The 20,839-nt window shown below is 69.0% G+C and carries 20 protein-coding genes; 5 read left to right on the top strand and 15 right to left on the bottom strand.

The features are described 5' to 3' along the window. Positions 1 to 48: 48 nt before the first annotated feature. Together purH and purN are read right to left on the bottom strand one after the other, a co-directional pair. A complete protein-coding gene (purH, locus tag ACQ1RG_RS09895; RefSeq protein WP_009374411.1) occupies positions 49 to 1,596 on the bottom strand; it encodes a bifunctional phosphoribosylaminoimidazolecarboxamide formyltransferase/IMP cyclohydrolase in 1,548 nt (515 codons plus the stop codon). A 33-nt stretch (positions 1,597 to 1,629) separates the two neighbouring features. Beyond that, the gene (purN, locus tag ACQ1RG_RS09890; protein ID WP_040341032.1) at positions 1,630 to 2,256 is read right to left on the bottom strand and encodes a phosphoribosylglycinamide formyltransferase; all 627 of its coding nucleotides are present in this window, start codon (positions 2,254 to 2,256) and stop codon (positions 1,630 to 1,632) included. 114 nt (positions 2,257 to 2,370) lie between these two features. Here purN and ACQ1RG_RS09885 point away from each other — a divergent pair, with 114 nt between their 5' ends. Beyond that, positions 2,371 to 2,823, top strand: coding sequence for a hypothetical protein (locus ACQ1RG_RS09885; RefSeq protein ID WP_009374409.1), 453 nt, complete (start codon positions 2,371 to 2,373; stop codon positions 2,821 to 2,823). Positions 2,824 to 2,901: 78 nt separating this feature from the next. Here ACQ1RG_RS09885 and ACQ1RG_RS09880 read toward each other — a convergent pair whose 3' ends face one another. After that, positions 2,902 to 4,125 carry a cell division protein PerM gene (locus ACQ1RG_RS09880; RefSeq protein ID WP_009374408.1) on the bottom strand — a complete coding sequence of 408 codons (1,224 nt, stop codon included), beginning with the start codon at positions 4,123 to 4,125 and terminating at the stop codon, positions 2,902 to 2,904. 270 nt (positions 4,126 to 4,395) lie between these two features. Here ACQ1RG_RS09880 and ACQ1RG_RS09875 point away from each other — a divergent pair, with 270 nt between their 5' ends. Next, positions 4,396 to 6,183: a hypothetical protein gene (locus ACQ1RG_RS09875; protein WP_179952589.1), complete on the top strand. Its 1,788-nt coding sequence runs from the start codon at positions 4,396 to 4,398 to the stop codon at positions 6,181 to 6,183. Positions 6,184 to 6,245: 62 nt separating this feature from the next. On the opposite strand, the gene ACQ1RG_RS09870 is transcribed toward ACQ1RG_RS09875, so the two are convergent. The 10 genes from ACQ1RG_RS09870 to clpS all read right to left on the bottom strand — a co-directional run bounded on the left by ACQ1RG_RS09870 (position 6,246) and on the right by clpS (position 16,062). Next, positions 6,246 to 7,652 (bottom strand): amidase, encoded by a 1,407-nt coding sequence (locus ACQ1RG_RS09870; protein ID WP_009374406.1) that lies wholly within the window; start codon positions 7,650 to 7,652, stop codon positions 6,246 to 6,248. A 44-nt stretch (positions 7,653 to 7,696) separates the two neighbouring features. Further along, complete coding sequence (locus ACQ1RG_RS09865; RefSeq protein WP_009374405.1) at positions 7,697 to 9,442, bottom strand: dipeptide ABC transporter ATP-binding protein; 1,746 nt, start codon at positions 9,440 to 9,442, stop codon at positions 7,697 to 7,699. A gap of 1 nt (position 9,443) precedes the next feature. Beyond that, positions 9,444 to 10,367 (bottom strand): ABC transporter permease, encoded by a 924-nt coding sequence (locus ACQ1RG_RS09860; protein ID WP_009374404.1) that lies wholly within the window; start codon positions 10,365 to 10,367, stop codon positions 9,444 to 9,446. Further along, entirely contained in the window at positions 10,364 to 11,311 is a 948-nt protein-coding gene (locus tag ACQ1RG_RS09855) for an ABC transporter permease (RefSeq protein WP_009374403.1), read from the bottom strand. Before ACQ1RG_RS09855 ends, ACQ1RG_RS09860 begins: the two co-directional genes overlap by 4 nt. 12 nt (positions 11,312 to 11,323) lie before the next feature. Beyond that, the gene (locus ACQ1RG_RS09850) at positions 11,324 to 12,826 is read right to left on the bottom strand and encodes an ABC transporter substrate-binding protein (RefSeq protein WP_009374402.1); all 1,503 of its coding nucleotides are present in this window, start codon (positions 12,824 to 12,826) and stop codon (positions 11,324 to 11,326) included. A 167-nt stretch (positions 12,827 to 12,993) separates the two neighbouring features. Next, the gene (gene rdgB / locus ACQ1RG_RS09845) at positions 12,994 to 13,599 is read right to left on the bottom strand and encodes an RdgB/HAM1 family non-canonical purine NTP pyrophosphatase (protein WP_009374401.1); all 606 of its coding nucleotides are present in this window, start codon (positions 13,597 to 13,599) and stop codon (positions 12,994 to 12,996) included. After that, complete coding sequence (gene rph / locus ACQ1RG_RS09840; protein WP_009374400.1) at positions 13,596 to 14,321, bottom strand: ribonuclease PH; 726 nt, start codon at positions 14,319 to 14,321, stop codon at positions 13,596 to 13,598. Before rph ends, rdgB begins: the two co-directional genes overlap by 4 nt. A 38-nt stretch (positions 14,322 to 14,359) precedes the next feature. Further along, positions 14,360 to 15,181, bottom strand: coding sequence for an MBL fold metallo-hydrolase (locus ACQ1RG_RS09835; protein WP_009374399.1), 822 nt, complete (start codon positions 15,179 to 15,181; stop codon positions 14,360 to 14,362). Beyond that, positions 15,178 to 15,753: a DUF2017 family protein gene (locus ACQ1RG_RS09830; RefSeq protein WP_009374398.1), complete on the bottom strand. Its 576-nt coding sequence runs from the start codon at positions 15,751 to 15,753 to the stop codon at positions 15,178 to 15,180. Before ACQ1RG_RS09830 ends, ACQ1RG_RS09835 begins: the two co-directional genes overlap by 4 nt. A gap of 3 nt (positions 15,754 to 15,756) precedes the next feature. Further along, complete coding sequence (gene clpS, locus ACQ1RG_RS09825) at positions 15,757 to 16,062, bottom strand: ATP-dependent Clp protease adapter ClpS (protein ID WP_009374397.1); 306 nt, start codon at positions 16,060 to 16,062, stop codon at positions 15,757 to 15,759. 52 nt (positions 16,063 to 16,114) lie between these two features. Here clpS and ACQ1RG_RS09820 point away from each other — a divergent pair, with 52 nt between their 5' ends. Further along, the gene (locus ACQ1RG_RS09820; RefSeq protein WP_009374396.1) at positions 16,115 to 17,434 is read left to right on the top strand and encodes a nicotinate phosphoribosyltransferase; all 1,320 of its coding nucleotides are present in this window, start codon (positions 16,115 to 16,117) and stop codon (positions 17,432 to 17,434) included. A 16-nt stretch (positions 17,435 to 17,450) separates the two neighbouring features. On the opposite strand, the gene ACQ1RG_RS09815 is transcribed toward ACQ1RG_RS09820, so the two are convergent. Next, positions 17,451 to 19,235: a DEAD/DEAH box helicase gene (locus ACQ1RG_RS09815; RefSeq protein ID WP_009374395.1), complete on the bottom strand. Its 1,785-nt coding sequence runs from the start codon at positions 19,233 to 19,235 to the stop codon at positions 17,451 to 17,453. Further along, positions 19,236 to 19,490: a DUF3039 domain-containing protein gene (locus tag ACQ1RG_RS09810; RefSeq protein WP_009374394.1), complete on the bottom strand. Its 255-nt coding sequence runs from the start codon at positions 19,488 to 19,490 to the stop codon at positions 19,236 to 19,238. A 31-nt stretch (positions 19,491 to 19,521) separates the two neighbouring features. Between ACQ1RG_RS09810 and ACQ1RG_RS09805 the strand changes: the two genes are divergently transcribed. After that, entirely contained in the window at positions 19,522 to 20,037 is a 516-nt protein-coding gene (locus ACQ1RG_RS09805) for a flavin reductase family protein (RefSeq protein ID WP_009374393.1), read from the top strand. A gap of 113 nt (positions 20,038 to 20,150) precedes the next feature. After that, on the top strand, positions 20,151 to 20,822 hold the full coding sequence (locus tag ACQ1RG_RS09800; RefSeq protein ID WP_009374392.1) for a GNAT family N-acetyltransferase: 672 nt from the start codon (positions 20,151 to 20,153) through the stop codon (positions 20,820 to 20,822). Positions 20,823 to 20,839 lie beyond the last annotated feature (17 nt).

The following is a 20,839-nucleotide window of genomic DNA, read 5'->3' as shown; positions in this document are numbered from 1 at the left end:
AGCGCCCCTCTCCCCCGCCGGGCATGGCGGGGGGAGGTGCGGGTCCGCTCAGTGGAAGAAATGGCGGCTCCCTGTGAGGTAGAGGGAGACTCCGGCGTCCTCGGCCGCGGCGATGACCTCGTCGTCGCGGATCGACCCACCGGGCTGGACGACGGCGGTGACACCGGCGTCGAGGAGGATCTGGAGTCCGTCGGCGAACGGGAAGAACGCATCGGAGGCGGCGACGGAGCCGGAGGCGCGTTCGGCACCGGCGCGCTCGACGGCGAGCTTCGCCGAGTCGACCCGGTTGACCTGACCCATGCCGACGCCGACCGAGGCGCCGTCCTTGGCCAGGAGGATCGCATTCGACTTCACCGACCGGCACGCCTTCCATGCGAACTCGAGATCGGCGAGCACCGCGGGGTCCGCGGCCGGACCGGCGGCGAGCGTCCAGGACTTCGGCGAGTCGCCCTCGGCCTGGAAGACGTCACGGTCCTGGACGAGGAAACCGCCGGTGATCTGGGTGATCTCCTCGGCCGGGGCGTCGATGTCCCCGAGTTCGATGAGGCGCAGGTTCTTCTTCGATGCCAGGATCTCGAGCGCCTCGGGCGAGAACGACGGGGCCGCGAGGCATTCGGTGAAGATCGGCTTGATCGACTCCGCGAGTTCGGCGTCGACCTCGCGGTTGACGGCGATGACACCGCCGTAGGCCGAGAGCGGATCCGAGGCGTGGGCTGCCCGGTGGGCGGCGGCGGGGGTCTCGGCGACGGCGATGCCGCACGGATTGGCGTGCTTGATGATCGCGACTGCCGGCTGGTCGAAGTCATAGGCGGCCCGGATCGCGGCATCGGTGTCCGTGTAGTTGTTGTACGACATCGGCTTGCCGCCGAGCAGTCTCGCCCCGGCGATGCCGCGCGTGCCGTCGGAGTAGACGGCGGCCGACTGGTGGGGGTTCTCCCCGTAGCGCAGATCCGCGAGCTTGTTCCCGGTCAGTCCCGCGAAGTCGGGCTGCTCGCCCGCGGGAGCGAGCTCCCCGGCGAACCACGAGGCGACGTCGGAGTCGTAGGCCGCGGTGTGGGCGAAGGCGCGGGCGGCGAAGGCCCGGCGGGAGGCGAGGTCGAAGCCCTCCCCTGCCGCCGCCTCGGTGACGGCCGGATAGTCGGCAGGGTCGGTGATGACGGTGACGGTGGGGTGGTTCTTCGCCGCGGCACGGACCATCGAGGGTCCGCCGATGTCGATCTGCTCGATGCACTCGTCGAAGCCCGCACCGCTGGCGACCGTCTCGGCGAACGGGTAGAGGTTGACGACGACGAGGTCGAAGGGCTCGATCCCGAGGTCATCGAGTTGGCTGAGGTGCTCGGGCTTGCGCGAGTCGGCGAGGATCCCGGCATGCACCTTGGGGTGGAGGGTCTTGACACGGCCTTCGAGGGTCTCGGGGAACCCGGTGAGCGCTTCGACCTCGGTGACCTCGACTCCGGCTTCGGCGATCCGCGCGGCCGTCGATCCCGTGGAGACGATCTCGACTCCGGCGGCGGCGAGCCCACGGGCGAGCTCCGTCAGTCCGGTCTTGTCGTAGACGCTGATGAGCGCTCTCCTGATCGCGCGGGTTCCTGTCACAGGTCCTCCTTGAGGGCTTGGTGGGTGATCGGCTCAGACGACGACGTCCGCCGCGGCGGGGTATCCCGAGACGTGGCGGCCGTCGATGGTGAGATCGTGGGTGGTGAGGAAGCGGAGCAAGCGGACGACTTCCTCCCGCTCCCGGGTCTTGATGCGCTCGTGGACGCTGTCCTCGGTGTCTCCGTCGAGCACCGGGACCGTGAACTGCGTGATGATCGGGCCCGTATCGACCCCGGAGTCGACGAGGTGGATCGTCCCGCCGGTGACCTTGACGCCGTGGGCGAGCGCGTCGCGGACGCCGTGGGCGCCGGGGAAGGCCGGCAGCAGCGCCGGGTGGGTGTTGATGATCCGCTGGTCGAAGGCGGCGATGAAGTCGGCGCCGAGGATGCGCATGAAGCCGGCGGAGACGACCCAGTCCGGGTCGAGGTCGGCGACCGTGTCGCGCAGCCGCACATTCCATGCATCGCGGTCGGAGAAGTCCCGAGGGCGGACGACGAAGGTGGGGATGTCCGCGGACTCGGCCCGGGCGAGGACACCCGCGGTCGGAGAATCGGAGCCGATCGCGACGATCTCGACGTCGGCGGATCCGGGTCCGGTGAAGGCGTCGATGACGGCCTGGGTGAGGGTACCTGAGCCGGAGGCCAGCAGAACGATGCGCACGAAGGCCATTCTATCCTCGCCGTCACGGGCGCACCGACCCGGACCGTGCCGGCTTCCGCTGGGGCCGGACCGGGCGCCGAGGCGATTGCCAGTCGACTGTGACAAAATGACGGGGTGACGTCACCGAACAGCACCGAAGAGAAGAATGCCCCCACCCCCGAGGAGGAGAGGCAGGCCGCGCCGGCGCGGCACGGACTCATCCTCATCCTCCTCGTCCTGGCCGCGGTGCTGACGTTCACCTATCCGCTGCCCTTCAAACTCGCCGCCGCGGGCTTCGCGATCGCCGCGATCGTCTGGTCGGTCCGCTACATCATCGCCGTGGTCAGAGCGAAGCAGAAGCGCAGCATCTCCCTCGGCGTCCTCGGCGGACTGCTCAGCGTCTACCTCGTCTTCTCCACCCTCTCCTCCGTGGTGCTCTGGCCCGTCCAGTCGAGCTACGAGGAGTGCGTGCGGGATGCGATCACCCAGCAGGCGGAGCTCAAGTGCGCGAGCGACTACGAGGACGGACTGGGCTCCTGGTTCAAGCAGATCACCGGACAGGACCTCGAGCTGCCCGGCTCGAACTGAGCACAGCGCACCTCTGAGCGGCCTCCGGTGCCGCAGTTCCGACCCCACCAGTCCGACCACCACCCGGGGTGCCGGCGATCAGCTGCGCTCGCTTCCCGCGAGAGCCTCGTCGTCCTCGCGGTCGAACTCCATGTGCGAGAGCATGGTCAGCCCGCAGCCGATGCTCAGACCCAGACCGACCCATCCGGTGACCGCGAGCGCGGAGACGAGGGGTGAGGGACCGAAGGCGGCGAGCCCGATGGGACCGATCGCACCGAAGGAGAAGAGCGCAGCGGTCTCACCGACGATGAGGACGAGCCCGGACGCGACGGCCACACTCATCCATCCGGCGGCATGGACCCGGCGGGCATGCGCGCGGCCGATGACGACGCAGCCGATCCCGAGGAGGACGAGGAGGACCGGTGCGGCCTTCGCCCACACCGGGTATCCCCCGACGAGGAGTTCGAGCACGGGAACGTCGGGCACAGGTCCCGAGGCCGTGAGGAACGCCGAAGAGACGCCGTCGCCGATGCCCACCCCTGTGCCGGCGATCCACGACAGCGCGCTGAAGAGCGCTCCCGGAGCGAAGAGCACCTGGACCACGACGAGGCCGATGCCGGCCGACAGCGGGGAGCTGTAGGCCTCCATCGCCTCGGCGAGGTCGGCCCACCGCAGTCCGAGCCCGACGGCGATGACGACGACGGCGAGTCCGAGGGCGCCGAAGAGCACGCGCCTGCCCAGGGCGGTCGCGGCACTCCAGACCTCCTCGTCGAGTCCACTCAGCCACGGGAGGTCGACGACGCCGCGGACCCGGACATAGCCGAAGGCGAAGGCCGTCGCGAGCAGGGCGAGCAGCCGGAGGACGCCGAGCGGATCGAGAGTCGCCTCCCCGACGAGGACGGCGAGCACGACGAGCGGCCCCGCGTAGACGAGGGCGAAGCCCGAGAGCGCCATGGCGCACGTCGCCCACCACGGAGTCTCCTCCGCCTCATCGCCGGGCTGAGGATCGGCATCGGAGAGCACAGTGATGAGTCGGGCCGCCCCCGAGGCGAGGAGGGCCCACACTCCGAGGGTGACGAGGCTCGGGGGCAGTGAGAAGTCGAAGCCCATCGTCGACATGCTCAGACCGTGGACGACGGCCCAGAGGGCGAAGGCCCACTCGGGGATGATCGAGTAGTCGAGCTGGGCGCCGAGGCCGACGAGCCAGAAGACCGTCGCGACGACGAACGCCGAGGGCACGACGATGAGGCCGAGGCGGAAGGCTTCGACCATGCCCAGGAGGACGGGATGGCGCGTGGAGCTCTGAGGTGGAGAAGTGTGCATCGGTACCATTTTCGCCGACGGCAAGCGCACATTGCGGTATTGACCACGCGATTCCCACGTCCGGGACGTACAATTGCGCCAGAACGCGCGTGTCGGAAGTTAAGGAAGCAGACTGCGATGAGCAACGGGAACGACGAACAGAATGTTCCGCCCCCACCGAACGATCCTCCCCACCGGAACACGGACGCGTCGACCGGCGAGGGCAGTACGGGCGTGACGGGTTCGGGAAGCGGTCCGAACCGAGCGTCCGCAGGTGAGGAGACGGTCGCGATGCCGAGCCCGTTCTCCTCGGACCGTGATGCGCGGGAACCCGCGGCGGATCGTGATGCGCAGAACACCGCGGCGAAGGAAGCCGACGAGACGTCGTTCGGCTCCGACGCTCCCCCGTTCGGGGCCGCTGACCAGGGCAGAGGTCCCGGATCGCAGCAGACTTCGGACGGCGCTGCGACCACTCCCCAGCCGCGCGTCGAAAGCGGCGCTCCGTCGGGCCCGGGCGCCGGAGGCCCGCAGGGGCAGGGCCCCGGTGCCGACAACGGCTCGCAGTGGTCGGGATCGCGCAATGAGCAGGGTCCTCAGTCGGCACCGCATTTCGGCGGGTCCCCATCGCAGCCCGGCGCACCCCAGTACGGCGGACCCGACCAAGGTGGATCGCAGCCCGGCGGCCCGCAGTACGGCGCACCCGGCCCCCAGTTCGGCGGTCCGGGGCAGAACGGTCCTCAGCAGGGCGGCCCTCAGCAGGGCGGCCCCGGCGGTTATTCGAACGAACAGGGCACGAGCCGCTACCCCGCCGTACCGGAGCAGAACGGCGGGTACCGGAACCCGGCGGGTCCGTACCAGAACCAGTCCGACCCCTACCAGAGCGGACCGCAGCAGACCGGTTCGGGGCAGCGGACGGGTTCGGGACCCGGGTCGTCCCAGGCCCTCCCGCAGCCGGCACCGGCCCCCGGTTTCGCCGGTTCGACCGCAGCGACGACCCGGGCAGAGTCCCGGGCACCGAAGAAGAAGGGGAAGCTGCCGCTCTTCATCGCCCTCGGTGCCGTCGTCCTCGTCCTCGTGCTCGTCCTCGTCGGTGTTCTCGTCGTCAACTCGGTGAACAAGAACAACTACGGACCGGACTCGGTTGCCGAGGACTACGTCGCGGCGCTGAACAAGGGTGACTTCGCCGCTGCGGAGAAGATCGCCCCGTCCCCGCGTCCTGAGGGCACGAACCTCGACCTGCTGTCGACGAACTTCACCGAGTCGTCGCCGGCGAAGATCAAGAACGCGAAGGTCGAATCCTCGAACGTCGACGGTGACAACGGCAAAGTCACCGTCAGCTACACGCTCGACGGAGCGAACTACAACGTCGATCTCACCGCGAAGAAGGACGGCAAGCAGAACCTCTTCTTCGACAAGTGGGCGCTGACCGGGCCCGCGCTCCACGTCATCTCCCTCGACGTCCCCGCCGCTGACGGACTGACGATCAACGGCACCGACTACAAGGCGCAGGCGGGCACGACGGCCTTCGCCGTCTACCCGGGCAAGTACGAGTTCGCGATCCCTGCGAGCAAGTGGGTCTCCGAGGCCTCGGACACCGCTGCGGCGAACTTCCCGCAGGCCTATGCCCCGGGTGATCAGCCGAGCGGCGAGCAGGTTTCACCGCTCACGCTCAACCTCGATCTCGCCCCGACCCCGGACTTCGAGAAGGAGGTCCAGAAGCAGGTCGATGCCGAGCTCGAGAAGTGCTTCGACAACAAGGACATCAAGCCCAAGTGCAAGTTCATCAAGTTCGATCCCACGCAGATCCCGGTCGGCGGCACGGACAAGAAGCTCGATGAGCTCGCGAAGAAGAACACCGCGAAGTGGAACATCAAGGAGATGCCCGACGTCAAGGCCTCCTTCGGGGTCGGTGACACCAACACGGGGTCGTTCTTCACCGAGAAGAACGGCAGCTTCGACTTCAGCGTCGACGGAAAGCAGCGCGGCTCCTCGTACTTCTCGAACGGGAATCCGCTGTCGGTGTCGGGAAGTGTGACGATCGAGGGCGACAAGCTCTCCGTCGAGTTCTTCGACTTCTGACGCTCTCCCTCCGACGGTGATCGCCGGGACTCCTGTCGGAGTCCCGGCGATTCTCGTCTCGCTCAGGCTCCGTCGAGGACTGCGCGCCGCGGCAGGGGGACGGCGGCGGCGGCTTCGAACCACCGGCCAGCGGCGATGACGAGGTCGTCGGCGAAGCGGCGCCCGGAGATCTGCACGCCGATCGTCCGCCCGTCGCCGGTGAATCCCGCGAGCACGGTCGCCGCCGGCTGCTCCGACATGTTGTAGGGCATCGTGAACCCGATGTGCCCCATGGGCGCGGTGGCATCGGGGTAGGGCATCGGCTGTTCGGCTGCGAACGCCGCGTCCGGGGCCACCGGGGAGAGGACGAGGTCGAGGTCGCCCGTCGCAGCGACGGTGCGCCGTCGGATCTCCTGCACGCTGTGGTAGCACTCCATGAGGCGCGAACCCGTGACGTCGGCCCCGCCCTGGGCCCACTCCCGGATGTAGGGCAGGATGAGCTGCTGTTCGGCGAACGGGAGCGCCCGGAGGTCGTTCCACGACCGGACCCGCCAGAACAGGTCCATGTCGGCGAGCAGACCGTCGTCGATGAAGGGGGCGACGGGCACGATCTCGGCTCCGGCGGTGCGGAATGCCGCGGCCGCCTCGGCGATCGCGTCGGTCGTCTCCGACGTCGCAGGGACCCCGCACCCGGCGTCGAGGTGGAGGCCGATGCGCAGGCCCGCAGGATCGAACGGCGACGATGACGCATCGGCACCATCGGCGGCGCCGGCGGGAAGCCGCGTCCAGTCACGGTCGTCGGGGGCGGAGATGACGGTCATCGCCGCGGCGACGTCGGCCATGGTGCGCGCCATCGGGCCCGCGCAGCGTCCCATGTAGGGGGCGTCGAGCGGGACCCGTCCGAAACTCGGCTTGAGGCCGGCGAGGCCGAGCCAGGTGCACGGCAGGCGGATCGATCCTCCGATGTCGGAGCCGATGTGGATGGGCCCGTAGCCGGCCGCGGCCGCGGCACCGGCACCGGCGCTCGATCCGCCCGTCGTCAGGCTCGGGTCGAGCGGGGACCGGGTGATGCCGTGGAGCGAGGAGACCCCCGAGGAGAGCATGCCCCAATCGGGCATCGTCGTCGATCCGACGATGACGGCCCCGGCCTCGGTGAGCCTCTCGGTGATCGGCGCATCGTGGTCGGCGAGTGGCACGTCGAGCCACGCATGGCCCGACGGCATCGGCACTCCCCTGCGCGCGATGTTCTCCTTGATCGTCACCGGCACCCCGTCGAGGGGTCCGAGTGGAGCCCCGGCCGCGAAGCGGCGGGCGCTCGCTTCGGCGGCCTCACGGGAGCGCTCGTCGTCACGGTGGTGGAGGGCGTTGATGACGGGTTCGCATGCGTCCATCCGCGACTGCACGCTCGCGAGCACCTCGAGCGGGGAGAACTCCCCCTCGGCGTATCCCGCGGCCATCTGCGCTGCGGTCAGATCGGACAGAGCCGTCATCGTCCTCTTCTCCTTCGTCGTGGGTCTCGGGTCGGCGTCTCGGCTCAGCCGGTGAGCGCGGCGGCCAGGGTCGGGGTCGCGGCGATGAGGCTCGCCGTGTACTCCTCTCGGGGTGCGGTGTAGACCTGCTCGGTCGTCCCCGCCTCGACGATGCATCCGTCCTTCATGACGATGACATCGGAGCACAGATGCCTGACCACGCCGAGGTCGTGGGAGACGAAGAGCAGGGTGAGGGCGTAGTCGTCGACGAGGTCGGTGAGGAGGTTGAGCACCTGCGCCCGGACGGAGACGTCGAGGGCGGAGACGGGCTCGTCGGCGACGAGGATCTGGGGCCGGGTGACCAGTGCCCGCGCGATCGAGATCCGCTGCCGCTGTCCGCCGGAGAACTGGTGGGGGTAGCGCCGCATCGCTGCGGTGTCGAGGTCGACTGCGGCGAGCATCGCCTCGACCTCGGCGAGGCGCTCGTCGCGTCCGATGCCCTTGGCGATGAGCGGTTCGGCGACGATGTCCTCGACCCGCATCCGCGGGTCGAGGGAGGCGAAGGGATCCTGGAAGACGATCTGGAGGTCCTCGCGCAGACGGCGCAGCGCCGAGGCGGACGCCGACTCGACGGCGATGTCGCCGACGCGGACATGGCCGCTCGTCGGTCGGTCGAGACCGGAGAGGATGTTGAGCAGCGTCGACTTCCCCGACCCCGATTCGCCGACGATCCCGAGCCGCTGGCCCCGTGCCACCGTGAAGCCGACCCCGTCGAGTGCGCGCACCGGAGCCCGCCGCCGCAGCAGTCCCCCGGATCGGTAGAGCTTCGAGACGTCGGCGACCTCGATGAGAGGCGATGCATCCCGTCCGCGCGGCGAAGGGCCGTGGCCCGGCGGGTCCGCAAGGCCCTCCTCTGCCGCCGAGGCGGTCGTCGCCTTCCCGGCCGGCGTCCCCGATGGGTCTTCGCCCGGCCCCGTGTAGTCGAGTGCCGTGCGCAGGGTGAAGAGGTGCCCGTCGGCGTCGGTGGCGTCGAGATCGGAGGAGGCGAGCAGGCCCCGGGTGTAGGGGTGCTGCGGGTCGGTGAAGATCTCTTCGACCGTGCCGGTCTCGACGATGCGGCCCTGGTACATGACGATGACCCGGTCGCACAGTCCCGCGACGACGGCGAGGTCGTGGGTGATGAAGAGCAGCCCCGCCCCGACGGCGTCGACCCTTTCGGCGATGAGGTCGAGCATCTGCTTCTGCACCGTGACGTCGAGGGCGGTCGTCGGTTCGTCGCAGATGAGCAGCCGCGGGGCGTTGGCGAGGGCGATCGCGAGCATGACCCGCTGCCGTTGCCCTCCGGAGAGCTGGTGCGGGTAGGCCAGGCGGGCGCTCTCGGGAGCGGGCATCCGCACGTCGCGGAGGAGTTCGAGCACCCGTCCGGGGACCTGCGCGCGGGGGACGCCGCCGTGGAGGCGCAGCGCCTCGGCGATCTGGTCGCCGACCCGCATGAGCGGGTTGAGCGCGCTCATCGGCTCCTGGAAGACCATCGACACGAGATCCGCGCGCATGCGGGCCAGCCGCTTCTCGCTCGCGGTGAGGACGTCGCCGTCGAAGCCGGCGAGGCGGATCGTCCCCGTCGCGTGGAGTTCGTCGGGAAGCAGTCCCATGATCGAGGCCGCGGTCAGGGACTTCCCCGACCCCGATTCGCCGATGAGCCCGACCCGCTCCCCCGGGACCAGCCGGAGAGAGACGGAGTCGAGGACCGGTTCCCCGCTTCCGGCCGGGGTGATCGTGAGGTCGGTGACGTCGACGAGGGTCTCGGTCATCTCAGCGCACCTCCATCTTCGGGTCGAAGCGGTCGCGGAGTCCGTCGCCGAGGAGGTTGAAGCCGAGGACGGCCACCGCGATGGCCAGGCCCGGCCACAGCGCGAGTTCGGGACGGGTGGCGAGGAACTGCTGGGACTCCTGGAGCATCCGCCCCCACGAGGGCACCGGCGCCTGGGTGCCGAGGCCGAGGAAGGAGAGCCCCGCCTCGGCGAGGACGGAGATCGCGAACGTCACCGACGCCTGGACGATGACCATGCCGGCGATGTTCGGCAGGACGTGGACGACGGCGATCGCGGCGGTGCCCCGGTTCGCGGCGCGGGCGGCCCGGACGTACTCGGAGCCGAGCACCTGCATCGTCCCCGACCGGGCGACACGGGCGAACCCGGGGATGGAGGCGATGCCGACGGCGACCATCGCCGGGCCCGTCCCCGGCTGGTAGACGGCGGCGAAGATGATGGCGAGCAGAAGGGCAGGGAAGGCGAGGAGGATGTCGTTGGCGCGCATGATCAGGGCGCCCAGCCACTGACCCCACGGGTACTGGGCGAAGACCGCGGCGAGGATCCCGATCGGGGTGCCGATGAGCAGGGCGATGCCGACGGCGACGACGCCGACCATGAGTGTGATCCGTGCGCCGTACATGATCCACGTAAGGGTGTCCCGGCCGAAGCGGTCGGTGCCGAGGGGATGGGCAGGGCTGCCCGCCTGCAGCCGGGCTGCCGGGTCGACGGCAGCGGGATCGTAGGGTGTCCAGACGAAGGAGACGAGGGCGAGGAGGACGACGAGGGCGACGAGGACAGCACCGATGATCATCGGCGCTCCGACACGTCTGCGCGGACGCCGTCCCCGGCCGCGGGCACCGACGACATGCTCGGCGGCCGGGAGGCCGTCGGCGTGGACGCGGTCGCGTGGGTTCGTCGCGCTCATGCGGCAGCCCTCAGTCGCGGATCGACGACCGGGTAGAGGAGGTCGACGACGAAGTTGATGAGGAGCACGAGCACGATGAGGACCATGACGATGCCCTGGACGGTGACGAGGTCGCGGTTGGATACGGCTCGCACGAGCTCGGAGCCGATGCCGGGGAGGACGAAGATCTGTTCGATGACGACGGCGCCGACGAGCAGGGTCGCGAGCTGGACCCCGGCGACGGTGATAACCGGGATCGCCGCATTGCGCAGTCCGTGCCGGAACAGCGCCCGGGTCCGGGTCAGCCCCTTCGCCCGGGCGGTGCGGATGTAGTCCTCGCGCATGACGTCGAGGACGGCGGAGCGGACGTAGCGGGTGAGGATCGCCGCCTGGACGAGGGCGAGGGAGACGACGGGGAGGACGAGGCGGGCGAGGAAGCCGCCGACGCCTTCGATCGGCGCCATCCACCCCTGGGAGGGGAACCACCCGAGGGTGAGGGAGAAGACCATGACGAGGAGGATCGCGGCGAGGAAGCTGGGGATCGCGATCCCGATCTGGCTGAGCGCCGAGATCGTCGCCCCCACCCAGCTGCGCTGCTCGAGGGCGGCGAAGGTGCCCAGCGGCACGGCGATGAGCACGGCGACGATGATCGCCGCGACGACGAGGATCGCGGTGACTTGGACGCTGTCGACGATGACCGGGGTGATCGGGGCGCCGGTGACGTAGGACGTTCCGAAGTCCCCGCGGACCATCCCGCCGAGCCAGTCGAGGTAGCGCACGAGCGCCGGCTCATCGAGGCCATAGCGGGACTCGAGCTCCGCCACCGCCTCAGCGGTGGCGTTCGTCCCCAGGGCCACCTGCGCCGCATTGCCCGGCAGGACGCTCATGAGGGCGAACACCGCCACCGAGGCGACGAGGAGGGAGAGGAGGAACTGGACGAGCCGACCGAGGACGTAGGCGATCATGGTCGGGACAGGTCAGTTCCAGCTGAGGTCGGCGATGCGGAAGGCATCCGAGACGCGGTTGACGGGGATGCCTGCGACATCGGCCTTGGCGACGACGAGGTTGGGGAAGAGGAAGAGGAAGTCGGCGGCCGCGTCCTCGGTGATCGTGCGCGCGATGTCCTTCATCCCGGAGATGTACTCCTCCTCGGTGCCCGTGTCGGCCTTCTCCGCGAGCTCCCTGATCTTCGCATCGTCGTAGCCGGTGTAGTAGTCGGAGGAGAAGACGGTGAGGATGTCGCGGGGTTCGGCGTGGTTGATCACCGACATGTCGTACTCGTGCTTCGTGAAGGTCTTGTCCAACCACACTGCGGGGAACTCCTGCGTCTCGATCTTCGCGGTGAGACCGACCTCGCTCAGCTGCGAGGACACGATCTCGGAGATCGCCTTCGCGTACGGCAGGTTGGGCACGGTGAAGGTGAACTCCTCGCCGGTGAGCCCGGCGTCGTCGATGAGCTGCTTCGCCTTCTTGGGGTCGTAGGGCCACACCCCGGTGAGATCCTCGTAGTAGGGGTCGGTCGGCGGGACCATCGATCCGATGAGCTCTCCGTATCCGGCCCATGCGGTGTCGAGCACGGCTTTGCGGTCGATCGCATACATCACCGCTTCACGGGCGCGCTTGTCCTTGAAGATCCCGTCGGCGTTGTTCATCGTCAGCACGACCTCGCCGTTCGTCGTGCCCGAGATGATCTGGTAGTCCGCGCTCTGGAAGTCCCCGGCGAGTTCCGGGGCCTGGAGGTTGGAGACGACGTCGATCTCGCCGGACTTCAGGGCGTTCGCGGCGGAGACGGCGTCCGTGAAGTACTTGAACTCGACGTTCTTCACCGCCGGCGCCTCGCCCCAGTAGTCGTCGCGCGCGACGAAGTCGATCGACTGCCCGCGCGTGAACTTCTCGATCGCGTACGGTCCCGTGCCGATCGCCTCGTTTGCGAGGTCCTCGGTGCCCTCGGTGTCGAAGACGGCCCCGATGAGTGTCGTGAGGTTGAACAGCCACTGGTTCGACGGTGTGGCCAGCGTGATCTCGACCGTGGAGTCGTCGGGAGTGGCGATCGAGTCGACGACGTCCATCTTCGCCCCGAGCGCATTCGTCCACTCGTTCTTCGCTCGCTCGTAGGAGAACTTGACGTCCTCGCTGGTGAGGTCTGCTCCGTTGGAGAACTTCACTCCCTCGCGGAGGGTGAAGGTGTACGTCTTCCGATCCTCGGACACCGTCCAGTCCTCGGCGAGCGCCGGTTGGATCTCACCGGATTCGTCGAGGCGGACGAGGGACTCGTAGACGTTCTCCATGAGGGCCTCGGGGATCGCGACCCCCGAGGTCGAGGTGAAGTCGAGGTTGACCGGTTCGGCGGTGAAGGCGATCGCCATCGAATCGCGCTGCTCGTCCGATCCGGGATCGGAGGCGCCCGCCGAGCACGCGGAGAGGACGAGGGTGAGGGCAGCGGCGGCTGCGACCCAGAGGGCGGTGCGCGGAGACTTCATGGTTCACCTCGTAGTTCGGGACGCCGATCGGCTCGCTCAGTCTAACCGACACGGCAGGGCGCGAATGTGTCCCGTGTCACATCCCGGGCCGCTCACCGTGAACGGGGCCCGGTCCTCGGGGCGGATGCCGGGTCAGCGGCCTGCGGTCGCCGAGGCGGGTGGCGGTCTCAGAGTCCCGTCTGCTCGGCGAGGATGCCGGCGAGGCCGTCGAAGGCGATGCGCCGATGCGAGCGCGCGTTCTTCTCCTCCGGGGTCATCTCGGCCGCGCTCTTCTCCGAGCCCTCGGGGATGAAGATGGGATCGTAGCCGAAGCCGCCGTCCCCACGCGGTGCGGTGGCGAGGCGGCCGGGCATCGCACCCTCGGCGACGAACTCGCGCCCGTCAGGGGTGACGGCCGCGGCGGCGCAGCGGAACTGCGCTCCCCGGTGTGCGGCGTCGATGTCGCGCAGCTGGGACAGCAGCAGCTCGAGGTTCGCCTGGTCGTCGCCGTGGCGTCCTGCCCATCGGGCGGAGAAGATCCCCGGCGCCCCGCCGAGGACGTCGACGGCGATCCCGGAGTCGTCGGCGATCGCGGTCAGCCCGGTGGCCGCCGCGGCGGCATGGGCCTTGATGAGCGCGTTCTCGGCGAACGTCACCCCGGTCTCCGGGATGTCCCCGAGCCCCGCCTCGGCGGCGGTGCGGACCTCCGTGCCCTCACCGAGGACAGGGAGGAGGATCGCGAGGAGCTCGCGCTTCTTCTTCTCGTTGTGGGTGGCGAGGACGAAGGTCGTCATCGTCCCAGCGCCTCGCGCTGAAGCTCGGTGAGGTCGGCGCAGCCCTTCGCGGCGAGGTCGAGCAGCGAGGAGAGCTCGTCGCGGTCGAACGGCGCACCTTCGGCAGTGCCCTGGACCTCGACGAACTTCCCGGAGCCGGTCATGACGACGTTCATGTCGGTCTCGGCGGTCGAGTCCTCGACGTAGGGCAGGTCGAGGAGGGGCTGACCGTCGACGATGCCGACGCTGATCGCAGCGACCGAATCGGTCAGCGGCTGGTGGGCGGCGGGAATGAGTCCGGACGAGCGGCCCTTGTCGATCGCGTCGGCCATGGCGACGTAGGCACCGGTGATCGAGGCGGTGCGGGTCCCGCCGTCGGCCTGGAGGACGTCGCAGTCGAGGACGAGGGTGTTCTCCCCGAGCTTCGTCATGTCGATGACCGCTCGCAGGCTGCGCCCGATGAGGCGGGAGATCTCATGGGTGCGCCCGCCGAGCTTGCCCTTGACGGACTCACGGGTGCTCCGGGAGTCGGTGGCGCGCGGGAGCATCGCGTACTCGGCGGTCACCCATCCGCGGCCCTGCCCCTTGAGCCACCGGGGGACGCCTTCGGTCAGGGACGCCGCGCAGAGCACGCGCGTGTTGCCGAACTCGATGAGGGCCGAGCCCTCGGCGGTGGTGATCCAGTTCCGGGTGATCTTCACCTCGCGGAGCTCATCGGCTCCTCGTCCGTCTGCGCGCGCCATGGTCCTCTTTCCTGTCTCGGTCTCGGTTGCGGTGGGGCTCACACGCTCCACCAGGCTTCGGGTTTCGCGAGTTCGATGGGGCCGCGGTACTCCCCCGCGGCCTCTCCGCGCACGATCGTGCAGTCCGTCCACACGGGGATGTGCGTGAGCACGAGGGAGCGGACGTCGGCGTCGGTGGCCACACGGCCCGCGCGCTTGCCGGTGAGGTGGACTCCGCGGGCGGAGTCCCTGCCCTCCTGGAACGCGGCCTCGCAGAGGAAGAGGTCGGCCCCGCGGGCGGCTTCGACGAGGTTGGCGCACTCGTCGGTGTCAGCCGAGTAGGCGATGACGGATCCGGTCGCGTCCGTGATCCGCACGGCGTAGGTCTCGACGGGATGGTCGACGAGGAAGGTCTCGATGGTCAGCGACCCGATCTGCCAGACCGATCGGTCGTCGAGGTCGATGAACTCGAACGCGCGGGAGAAGTCGGTGTCTTCGCAGCCGTCGGCGGACGGGGCCTTTCCGGGATCCGTGTGATAGGCGCGGGTGAGTCGCTCCTCTGCTCCGGCCGGGGCGTAGACGGCGGTGCGGGTGCGGATCGTGCCGGTGTCCGTGACGTCCCCGGAGAAGAAGCGCGGGTCGTAGCTGTGGCGGACGTAGAACCCGAGCATGTCCATGCAGTGGTCGGGGTGGAGGTGGCTGAGCACGACAGCGGTGATCGAGTCGAGGTCGACTGCTCGCTGCAGAGGGCTGAGCGCTCCGGAGCCCAAGTCGAGGACGATGCGGGTCGGCTTCTCCTCCTCGGTCTCGACGAGGTAGCAGCTGGCGGAGGAACCGGGGCCGGGGAAGGAGCCGGCGGTGCCGAGGGCGGTGAGTTTCATTCGTCGTCATCCCCTTGCATCTGCGCGAGCAAGGTCATCGTCAGTCGGTCCTGAATCCAGGTCAGGAAGTCGTACAGGGTCAGGGTGAGCTCTTCGGACTCGTCGAGCTGGTCGCGGTGGGCGTACTTCTCCTCCTGCGCCTCCTCGGTGTCGATGCCGAGGCGGACGGCGAGGACGAGCCGAAGGTCGTTGAGGCCCTTCATCCACGCGAGCACCTCGTCATGGCTGAGCGTGATCGCCGCTCCTCGCCTCAGTCCGGCGACGATGATGCGGACGTTGTGCGCCTTCGCCTGGGCGAGGTCGAACTCGGTGAGCCGCCGGAACTCCTGCGAGCGTTCGTCGTCGAGGGGGTCGACATCGGGGAAGAGCCGCAGCAGCGCCGGATCGTCGGGGCGAGGGCGCTCGACGAGGCCGAGCCTGGCTTCCCAGTTCTCCGAATCGGGACGACCGTCCTCCCCCTCATCCTCGGCGAGGAGGGCGGCGAGGTCGGTGAAGACCGTGAGCATGAGTGAGCGTTCGTTGTCCTCGAGTCTGAGGACGACGTCGTCCCCACGAGCGTCGATGGCTGCCATGCCTCAGTCTGATCCTGATTCCGGTTGGCACGCGGCCCACAGTCCGTATTCGTGCATCGCCTGGGTGTCGCGCTCCATCTCCTCGCGTCCTCCGGTGGCGACGACGGAGCGGCCCTTCTCGTGGACTTCGAGCATGAGCCGGTGAGCCTTCTCCGCGGAGTACCCGAAGTAGGACTGGAAGACGTAGCTGACATAGCTCATGAGATTGACCGGGTCGTTGAAGACGACGGTCCTCCACGGCCTGGCCGGATCCACGGCGGTGCGGACGCCGACGTCCGGCTCCAGAACAGGGGTCGTTGGATTGCTCACGTTTCCACAATACGGCAGATCCGTGATGCTGTCGTGACGTAAGATCACGCCTATGAGTGATCTCACACGCACCGATTCCACTGCGTTCTTCACCGATCAGTACGAGCTGACGATGGTGCAGGCCGCCTTGAGATCGGGCGCTGCTCACCGGCCCAGCCTCTTCGAGGTCTTCGGTCGCAGCCTTCCCGCCGGACGCCGTTACGGCGTCGTCGCAGGTACGGGACGCATCCTCGAGATGCTCGAGGACTTCCGCTTCGACGAGGAGGAGCTTGCGTTCCTCAGCCGTGAGCGCATCGTCGATGCCGCGACGATCGACTGGCTGGCGGACTACCGCTTCTCGGGAACGATCCGGGGCTACGCCGAGGGCGAGATCTACTTCCCGGGCTCCCCGCTGCTCACCATCGAGTCGAGCTTCGCCGAGGGTGTCATCCTCGAGACGCTCATCCTCTCCGCCCTCAACTACGACTGCGCGGTCGCCTCGGCGGCGTCCCGGATGGCGCAGGCCGCCGGCGACCGACCGGTGGCGGAGATGGGCGGTCGTCGCACGAACGAGCATGCGGCAGTGGCGGCGGCCAGGGCCGCGGTCATCGGCGGCTTCTCCTCGACGTCGAACCTCGCTGCGGGACTGCGGTACGGGCTGCCGACGATCGGGACCTCGGCGCATTCGTTCACCCTCCTCCACGACTCGGAGCGCGAAGCCTTCGCGGCGCAGCTCGAGTCGCTCGGCACCGATACGACCCTCCTGCTCGACACCTACGACGTCGAGGAGGCGCTCAAGACGGCGATCGAACTCGCCGGCCCCCGCCTCGGCGGGGTGCGCATCGACTCGGGCGACCTCATCGAACAGGCGAGCGAGGTCAGGGCGGGCCTCGACCGCCTCGGCGCGAAGGACACGACGATCACGGTCACCAGCGACCTCGACGAGTACGCGATCGCAGCGCTCGCCGCCTCCCCTGTCGACGCCTACGGCGTCGGCACTCGCGTCGTCACCGGCTCGGGCGCGCCGGCGGCGGGGCTCGTCTACAAGCTCGTCGCGCGCGCCGACGAATCGGGGACGTGGACGGCGGTGGCGAAGAACTCGACGGGCAAGCCCTCCCGGGGCGGGCACAAGGAGGCCAGGCGACTCATCGACGGTGCGATCGCCGTCGAAGAGGCCGTCGGCATCCCCGACCTGCCCGATGACCTCGACGACGGACGGCACCTGTCGGTCGACCTCGTCGTGGGCGGGGAGATCGACCGGTCGTTCACGGGGGCGGGCGGAGTGAAGAAGGCGTGTGCCCGCCATGACGAGTCCCTGGCGGAGCTGCCGCGGTCGGCCAGGCGCCTCCAGGACGGGGAGCCGGTGATCCCGACGGTGTTCTACTCGGGCTGACTCACTTCCGGCCGGCTCACTTCTGGCCGACGAACCAGCCCTGGAGCTTCTTGATCCGCGCCTGGATCTGCTCACGGGTGGCCTGGGCCACCGCAGGTCCTCCGCACGCCTTGCGGAGTTCGACGTGGACGGTCTTGTGCGGGGTGCCGGTGCGCCGTGACCAGGCGCCGACGAGGCTCTGGAGCTGGTTGCGCTCCTCCTTCATCGCCCGGTGCTCGAGTTCGCTCGTGTGGACCTCGGCGGCAGGAGGCGGTGCGGCGGCGGTCTTGCGCTGGGCCTGCTTGGCCTGCTGGGTGCGCAGGAGTTCGTGGACCTGTTCGGGTTCGAGGAGGCCGGGGATGCCGATGAAGTCGAGTTCGTCCTCGGAGCCGATCGCTCCACCGGTGCCGAACTCGCCGCCGTCGTAGAGCACCCGGTCGAACAGCGCCTCGGCACCGAGGGCTTCGAAGGAGCCGAGCTGGTCGGAGGCGCCCTCGCTGCGGTTGGCCTGCTCGAGGGCCTGATCGTCGAAGACGACGACATCGTTCTCATCCTCGTTGCGCGGCCGGTCGAGGGCGTGGTCGCGTTCGACCTCCATCGAGTTCGCGAGCGCCAGGAGGATCGGCACCGAGGGAAGGAACACGGAAGCGGTCTCTCCGCGTTTGCGGGCGCGGACGAAGCGTCCGATGGCCTGGGCGAAGAAGAGGGGCGTCGAGGAGGAGGTCGCGTAGACGCCGACGCACAGACGGGGGACGTCGACGCCCTCGGAGACCATGCGCACGGCCACCATCCAGCGGTCGGTCGAGTTCTGGAACTCCTCGATGCGCGCCGAGGCCCCGGCTTCGTCGGAGAGGACGACGGTGGGCTTCTCCCCGGTGAGCTCGCGCAGCACCTTCGCGTAGGCGCGAGCGGCATCCTGGTCAGTGGCGATGACGAGACCACCGGCGTCGGGGACCGTGCGCCGGACCTCGGTCAGACGCATGTCCGCGGCTTTGAGCACGGCGGGGATCCAGTCGCCGGCCGGGTCGAGGGCGGTGCGCCAGGCCTGGGAGTTGATGTCCTTCGTCGTCTCCTCGCCGAGGACGTGGGACATCTCGTCGCCGGCCTTCGTCCGCCACGACATGGCCCCGGCGTAGGCGAGGAAGAGGACGGGTCGGACGACGGAGTCCTTGAGTGCCCGGCCGTAGCCGTAGGAGTAGTCCGCGACCGAAGTCCGGATGCCCTCGGCGTCGGGGGCGTAGGTGACGAACGGGATCGGCGAGGTGTCGGAGCGGAACGGGGTGCCCGTCAGCGACAGGCGGCGCACGGCCGGACCGAAGGCCTCGCGGACCGCGTCACCCCAGGACAGGGCGTCACCGGCGTGGTGGACCTCGTCGAGGATGACGAGCGTGCGCCCGGCTGCGGTGCGGTTGTGGTGGAGGACCGGCTTCGCGGCGACCTGGGCGTAAGTGAGGGCGACACCGTGGAATCCGGGGGCGTGCTTGCCCTGGGAGTTCTTGAAGTGCGGGTCGAGTTTGATTCCCACGCGCGCAGCGGAGTCCGCCCACTGGACTTTGAGGTGCTCGGTGGGGGCAACGACCGTGACGCGGTTGACGACGCGCTGGGCGAGGAGCTCAGCGGCCAGGCGCAGGGCGAAGGTCGTCTTGCCCGCACCGGGGGTCGCGACGGCCAGGAAGTCCTTCGGCTGGTCCCGGAAGTAGAGTTCGAGGGCCTCGGCCTGCCACGCGCGCAGTTTGCCGGCCGTTCCCCAAGCGGCGCGCTCGGGGAAGGCCGGTGAGAGCTGTTCGGCGGCGGAGGTCCCTGGGAGACGTTCCGCGGCCATCTACTCCTTGGGTCCTTCAGGCATCGATTCGAAGATCTCCTTGCACTTCGGGCAGACAGGGAAGCGCTCGGGATCCCTCGTGGGGACCCACACCTTTCCGCACAGGGCGATGAGCGGCGTCCCGGTGACCATGGATTCCATGATCTTGTCCTTGGGAGCGTAGTGGCTGAACCGCTCGTGGTCGCCCGGTTCGACGAGCTGCTCTGTCTGCTCACGCTCGATCGTGGCTGAACCGCCTGAAGATGGATAGGTCATGGCTCCATTGTAGTTCCCTAGAATGAGAACCATGGATCGGTCCCACGAGTATTCGCTCACAGAGCGCTATCGCGAGCTCAGCGACGACATCGCCGCGGCCGTCGCCGTGGTCTCGGCCAAGCGAGGCGGTGCCGCGCACGCGATCACCGTCGACTCGTTCCTCGACGTCTCCTACGATCCGCCCACGATGGCGGTGAGCGTCTACTCAGGCTCGAGGATGATGGAGACCTTGGAGATGACCGATCACTTCGCGATCTCCGTCCTCAGCGCCGAGCAGCGCGACATCTCGGAACGTCTCGGCGCTTCGGGGCAGCCGCTCTACGGGGCGCTGTCCGGCATCGACACCTTTCCGGGTCCGCGGTCGGGTCAGCCGATCCTCAGTCGTTCCGTCGCGTGGTTCGAGCTGCGGATGACGGAGATCGTCCAGGTCGCCACGCACAGTCTCGTCGTCGGCGAGGTGGTGGCCTTGGGGGCCGGGCCAGGAAGCGGTCAGCTGCAGCCGCTCCTGCGGTGGCGCAAGGCCTACGGCACGATCGGCCGTCGCTGAGGACCATCACCGGGAAGGCAGCTGGCCACCGGCCTGTGGGTGGGTCACCGCGGCGGGCCACCGTCCTGAGCGTGAGTAACCGCGCCGGGCTTCCGAGCCCCTAGACTTCCGGTATGGACCTCGCTGAGATCTGGCCGCCCTTCGGCCTCCGCATCACGACCGGAGACATGGAGCTCACACCGACGCGGGAGGCGGATCTTCCGGAGCTCGCCGAGATCGCCCGCGGCGGCGTCCGCCGAGACGGTGTGCGGGCGTTCCTCGTCGATTGGGACTCCGGCACCGACGAGGAGATCGGCCGGTCGATCGCTCAGTATCAGTGGGGGACGCGCGCGAACTACTCCCCCGGTGACTGGACCATCGAGTTCACCGTCCGCGTCGACGGACGCGTCGTCGGCCTGCAGGGGGCGAGCAGCACGGACTTTCCGAAGACGCGGTCGGTGAAGACCGGGTCATGGCTGGCGCGGTCCGAGCAGGGACGCGGGTACGGCACCCGGATGCGCCGTGCGCTCGTGACCGCCTTCGCTGATCATCTCGGTGCCCGCACGTTCCACACCGGGTATGTCGAGGGCAACGATGCGAGCCGGCGGGTGTCCGAGAAGCTCGGGTACTCCCCCAACGGGGACTTCACGATCGTCGTCCAGGGCGGTGAGGCGTGCACGGAGCATCAGATGGTGCTGCGTGCCGATGACATCGTCCACGACGATGCGGTCGAGGTCGCCGGCGCCGAGGCGGTGCGCCGATTCCTCGGAATCACCGACGAGAAGGCTGACTCGCAGCGGTCGTGAATGAAAAAAGGAGGGGA

Source organism: Brevibacterium sp. K72, from assembly GCF_050562175.1.
Lineage (GTDB): Bacteria > Actinomycetota > Actinomycetes > Actinomycetales > Brevibacteriaceae > Brevibacterium > Brevibacterium casei.
The sequence above is the reverse complement of the archived record's forward strand: the minus strand, read 5'-3'. Positions and strand labels throughout refer to the sequence as shown.

Excerpts from the sequence above, each read along its gene's own strand:
- ACQ1RG_RS09880 (WP_009374408.1), bottom strand. The coding sequence starts at position 4,125 with ATGCACACTTCTCCACCTCAGAGCTCCACGCGCCATCCCGTCCTCCTG.
- ACQ1RG_RS09875 (WP_179952589.1), top strand. The coding sequence starts at position 4,396 with ATGCCGAGCCCGTTCTCCTCGGACCGTGATGCGCGGGAACCCGCGGCG.
- ACQ1RG_RS09870 (WP_009374406.1), bottom strand. The coding sequence starts at position 7,652 with ATGACGGCTCTGTCCGATCTGACCGCAGCGCAGATGGCCGCGGGATAC.
- ACQ1RG_RS09865 (WP_009374405.1), bottom strand. The coding sequence starts at position 9,442 with ATGACCGAGACCCTCGTCGACGTCACCGACCTCACGATCACCCCGGCC.
- ACQ1RG_RS09860 (WP_009374404.1), bottom strand. The coding sequence starts at position 10,367 with ATGAGCGCGACGAACCCACGCGACCGCGTCCACGCCGACGGCCTCCCG.
- ACQ1RG_RS09855 (WP_009374403.1), bottom strand. The coding sequence starts at position 11,311 with ATGATCGCCTACGTCCTCGGTCGGCTCGTCCAGTTCCTCCTCTCCCTC.
- ACQ1RG_RS09850 (WP_009374402.1), bottom strand. The coding sequence starts at position 12,826 with ATGAAGTCTCCGCGCACCGCCCTCTGGGTCGCAGCCGCCGCTGCCCTC.
- rdgB (WP_009374401.1), bottom strand. The coding sequence starts at position 13,599 with ATGACGACCTTCGTCCTCGCCACCCACAACGAGAAGAAGAAGCGCGAG.
- rph (WP_009374400.1), bottom strand. The coding sequence starts at position 14,321 with ATGGCGCGCGCAGACGGACGAGGAGCCGATGAGCTCCGCGAGGTGAAG.
- ACQ1RG_RS09835 (WP_009374399.1), bottom strand. The coding sequence starts at position 15,181 with ATGAAACTCACCGCCCTCGGCACCGCCGGCTCCTTCCCCGGCCCCGGT.
- ACQ1RG_RS09830 (WP_009374398.1), bottom strand. The coding sequence starts at position 15,753 with ATGGCAGCCATCGACGCTCGTGGGGACGACGTCGTCCTCAGACTCGAG.
- ACQ1RG_RS09820 (WP_009374396.1), top strand. The coding sequence starts at position 16,115 with ATGAGTGATCTCACACGCACCGATTCCACTGCGTTCTTCACCGATCAG.
- ACQ1RG_RS09815 (WP_009374395.1), bottom strand. The coding sequence starts at position 19,235 with ATGGCCGCGGAACGTCTCCCAGGGACCTCCGCCGCCGAACAGCTCTCA.
- ACQ1RG_RS09810 (WP_009374394.1), bottom strand. The coding sequence starts at position 19,490 with ATGACCTATCCATCTTCAGGCGGTTCAGCCACGATCGAGCGTGAGCAG.
- ACQ1RG_RS09805 (WP_009374393.1), top strand. The coding sequence starts at position 19,522 with ATGGATCGGTCCCACGAGTATTCGCTCACAGAGCGCTATCGCGAGCTC.
- ACQ1RG_RS09800 (WP_009374392.1), top strand. The coding sequence starts at position 20,151 with ATGGACCTCGCTGAGATCTGGCCGCCCTTCGGCCTCCGCATCACGACC.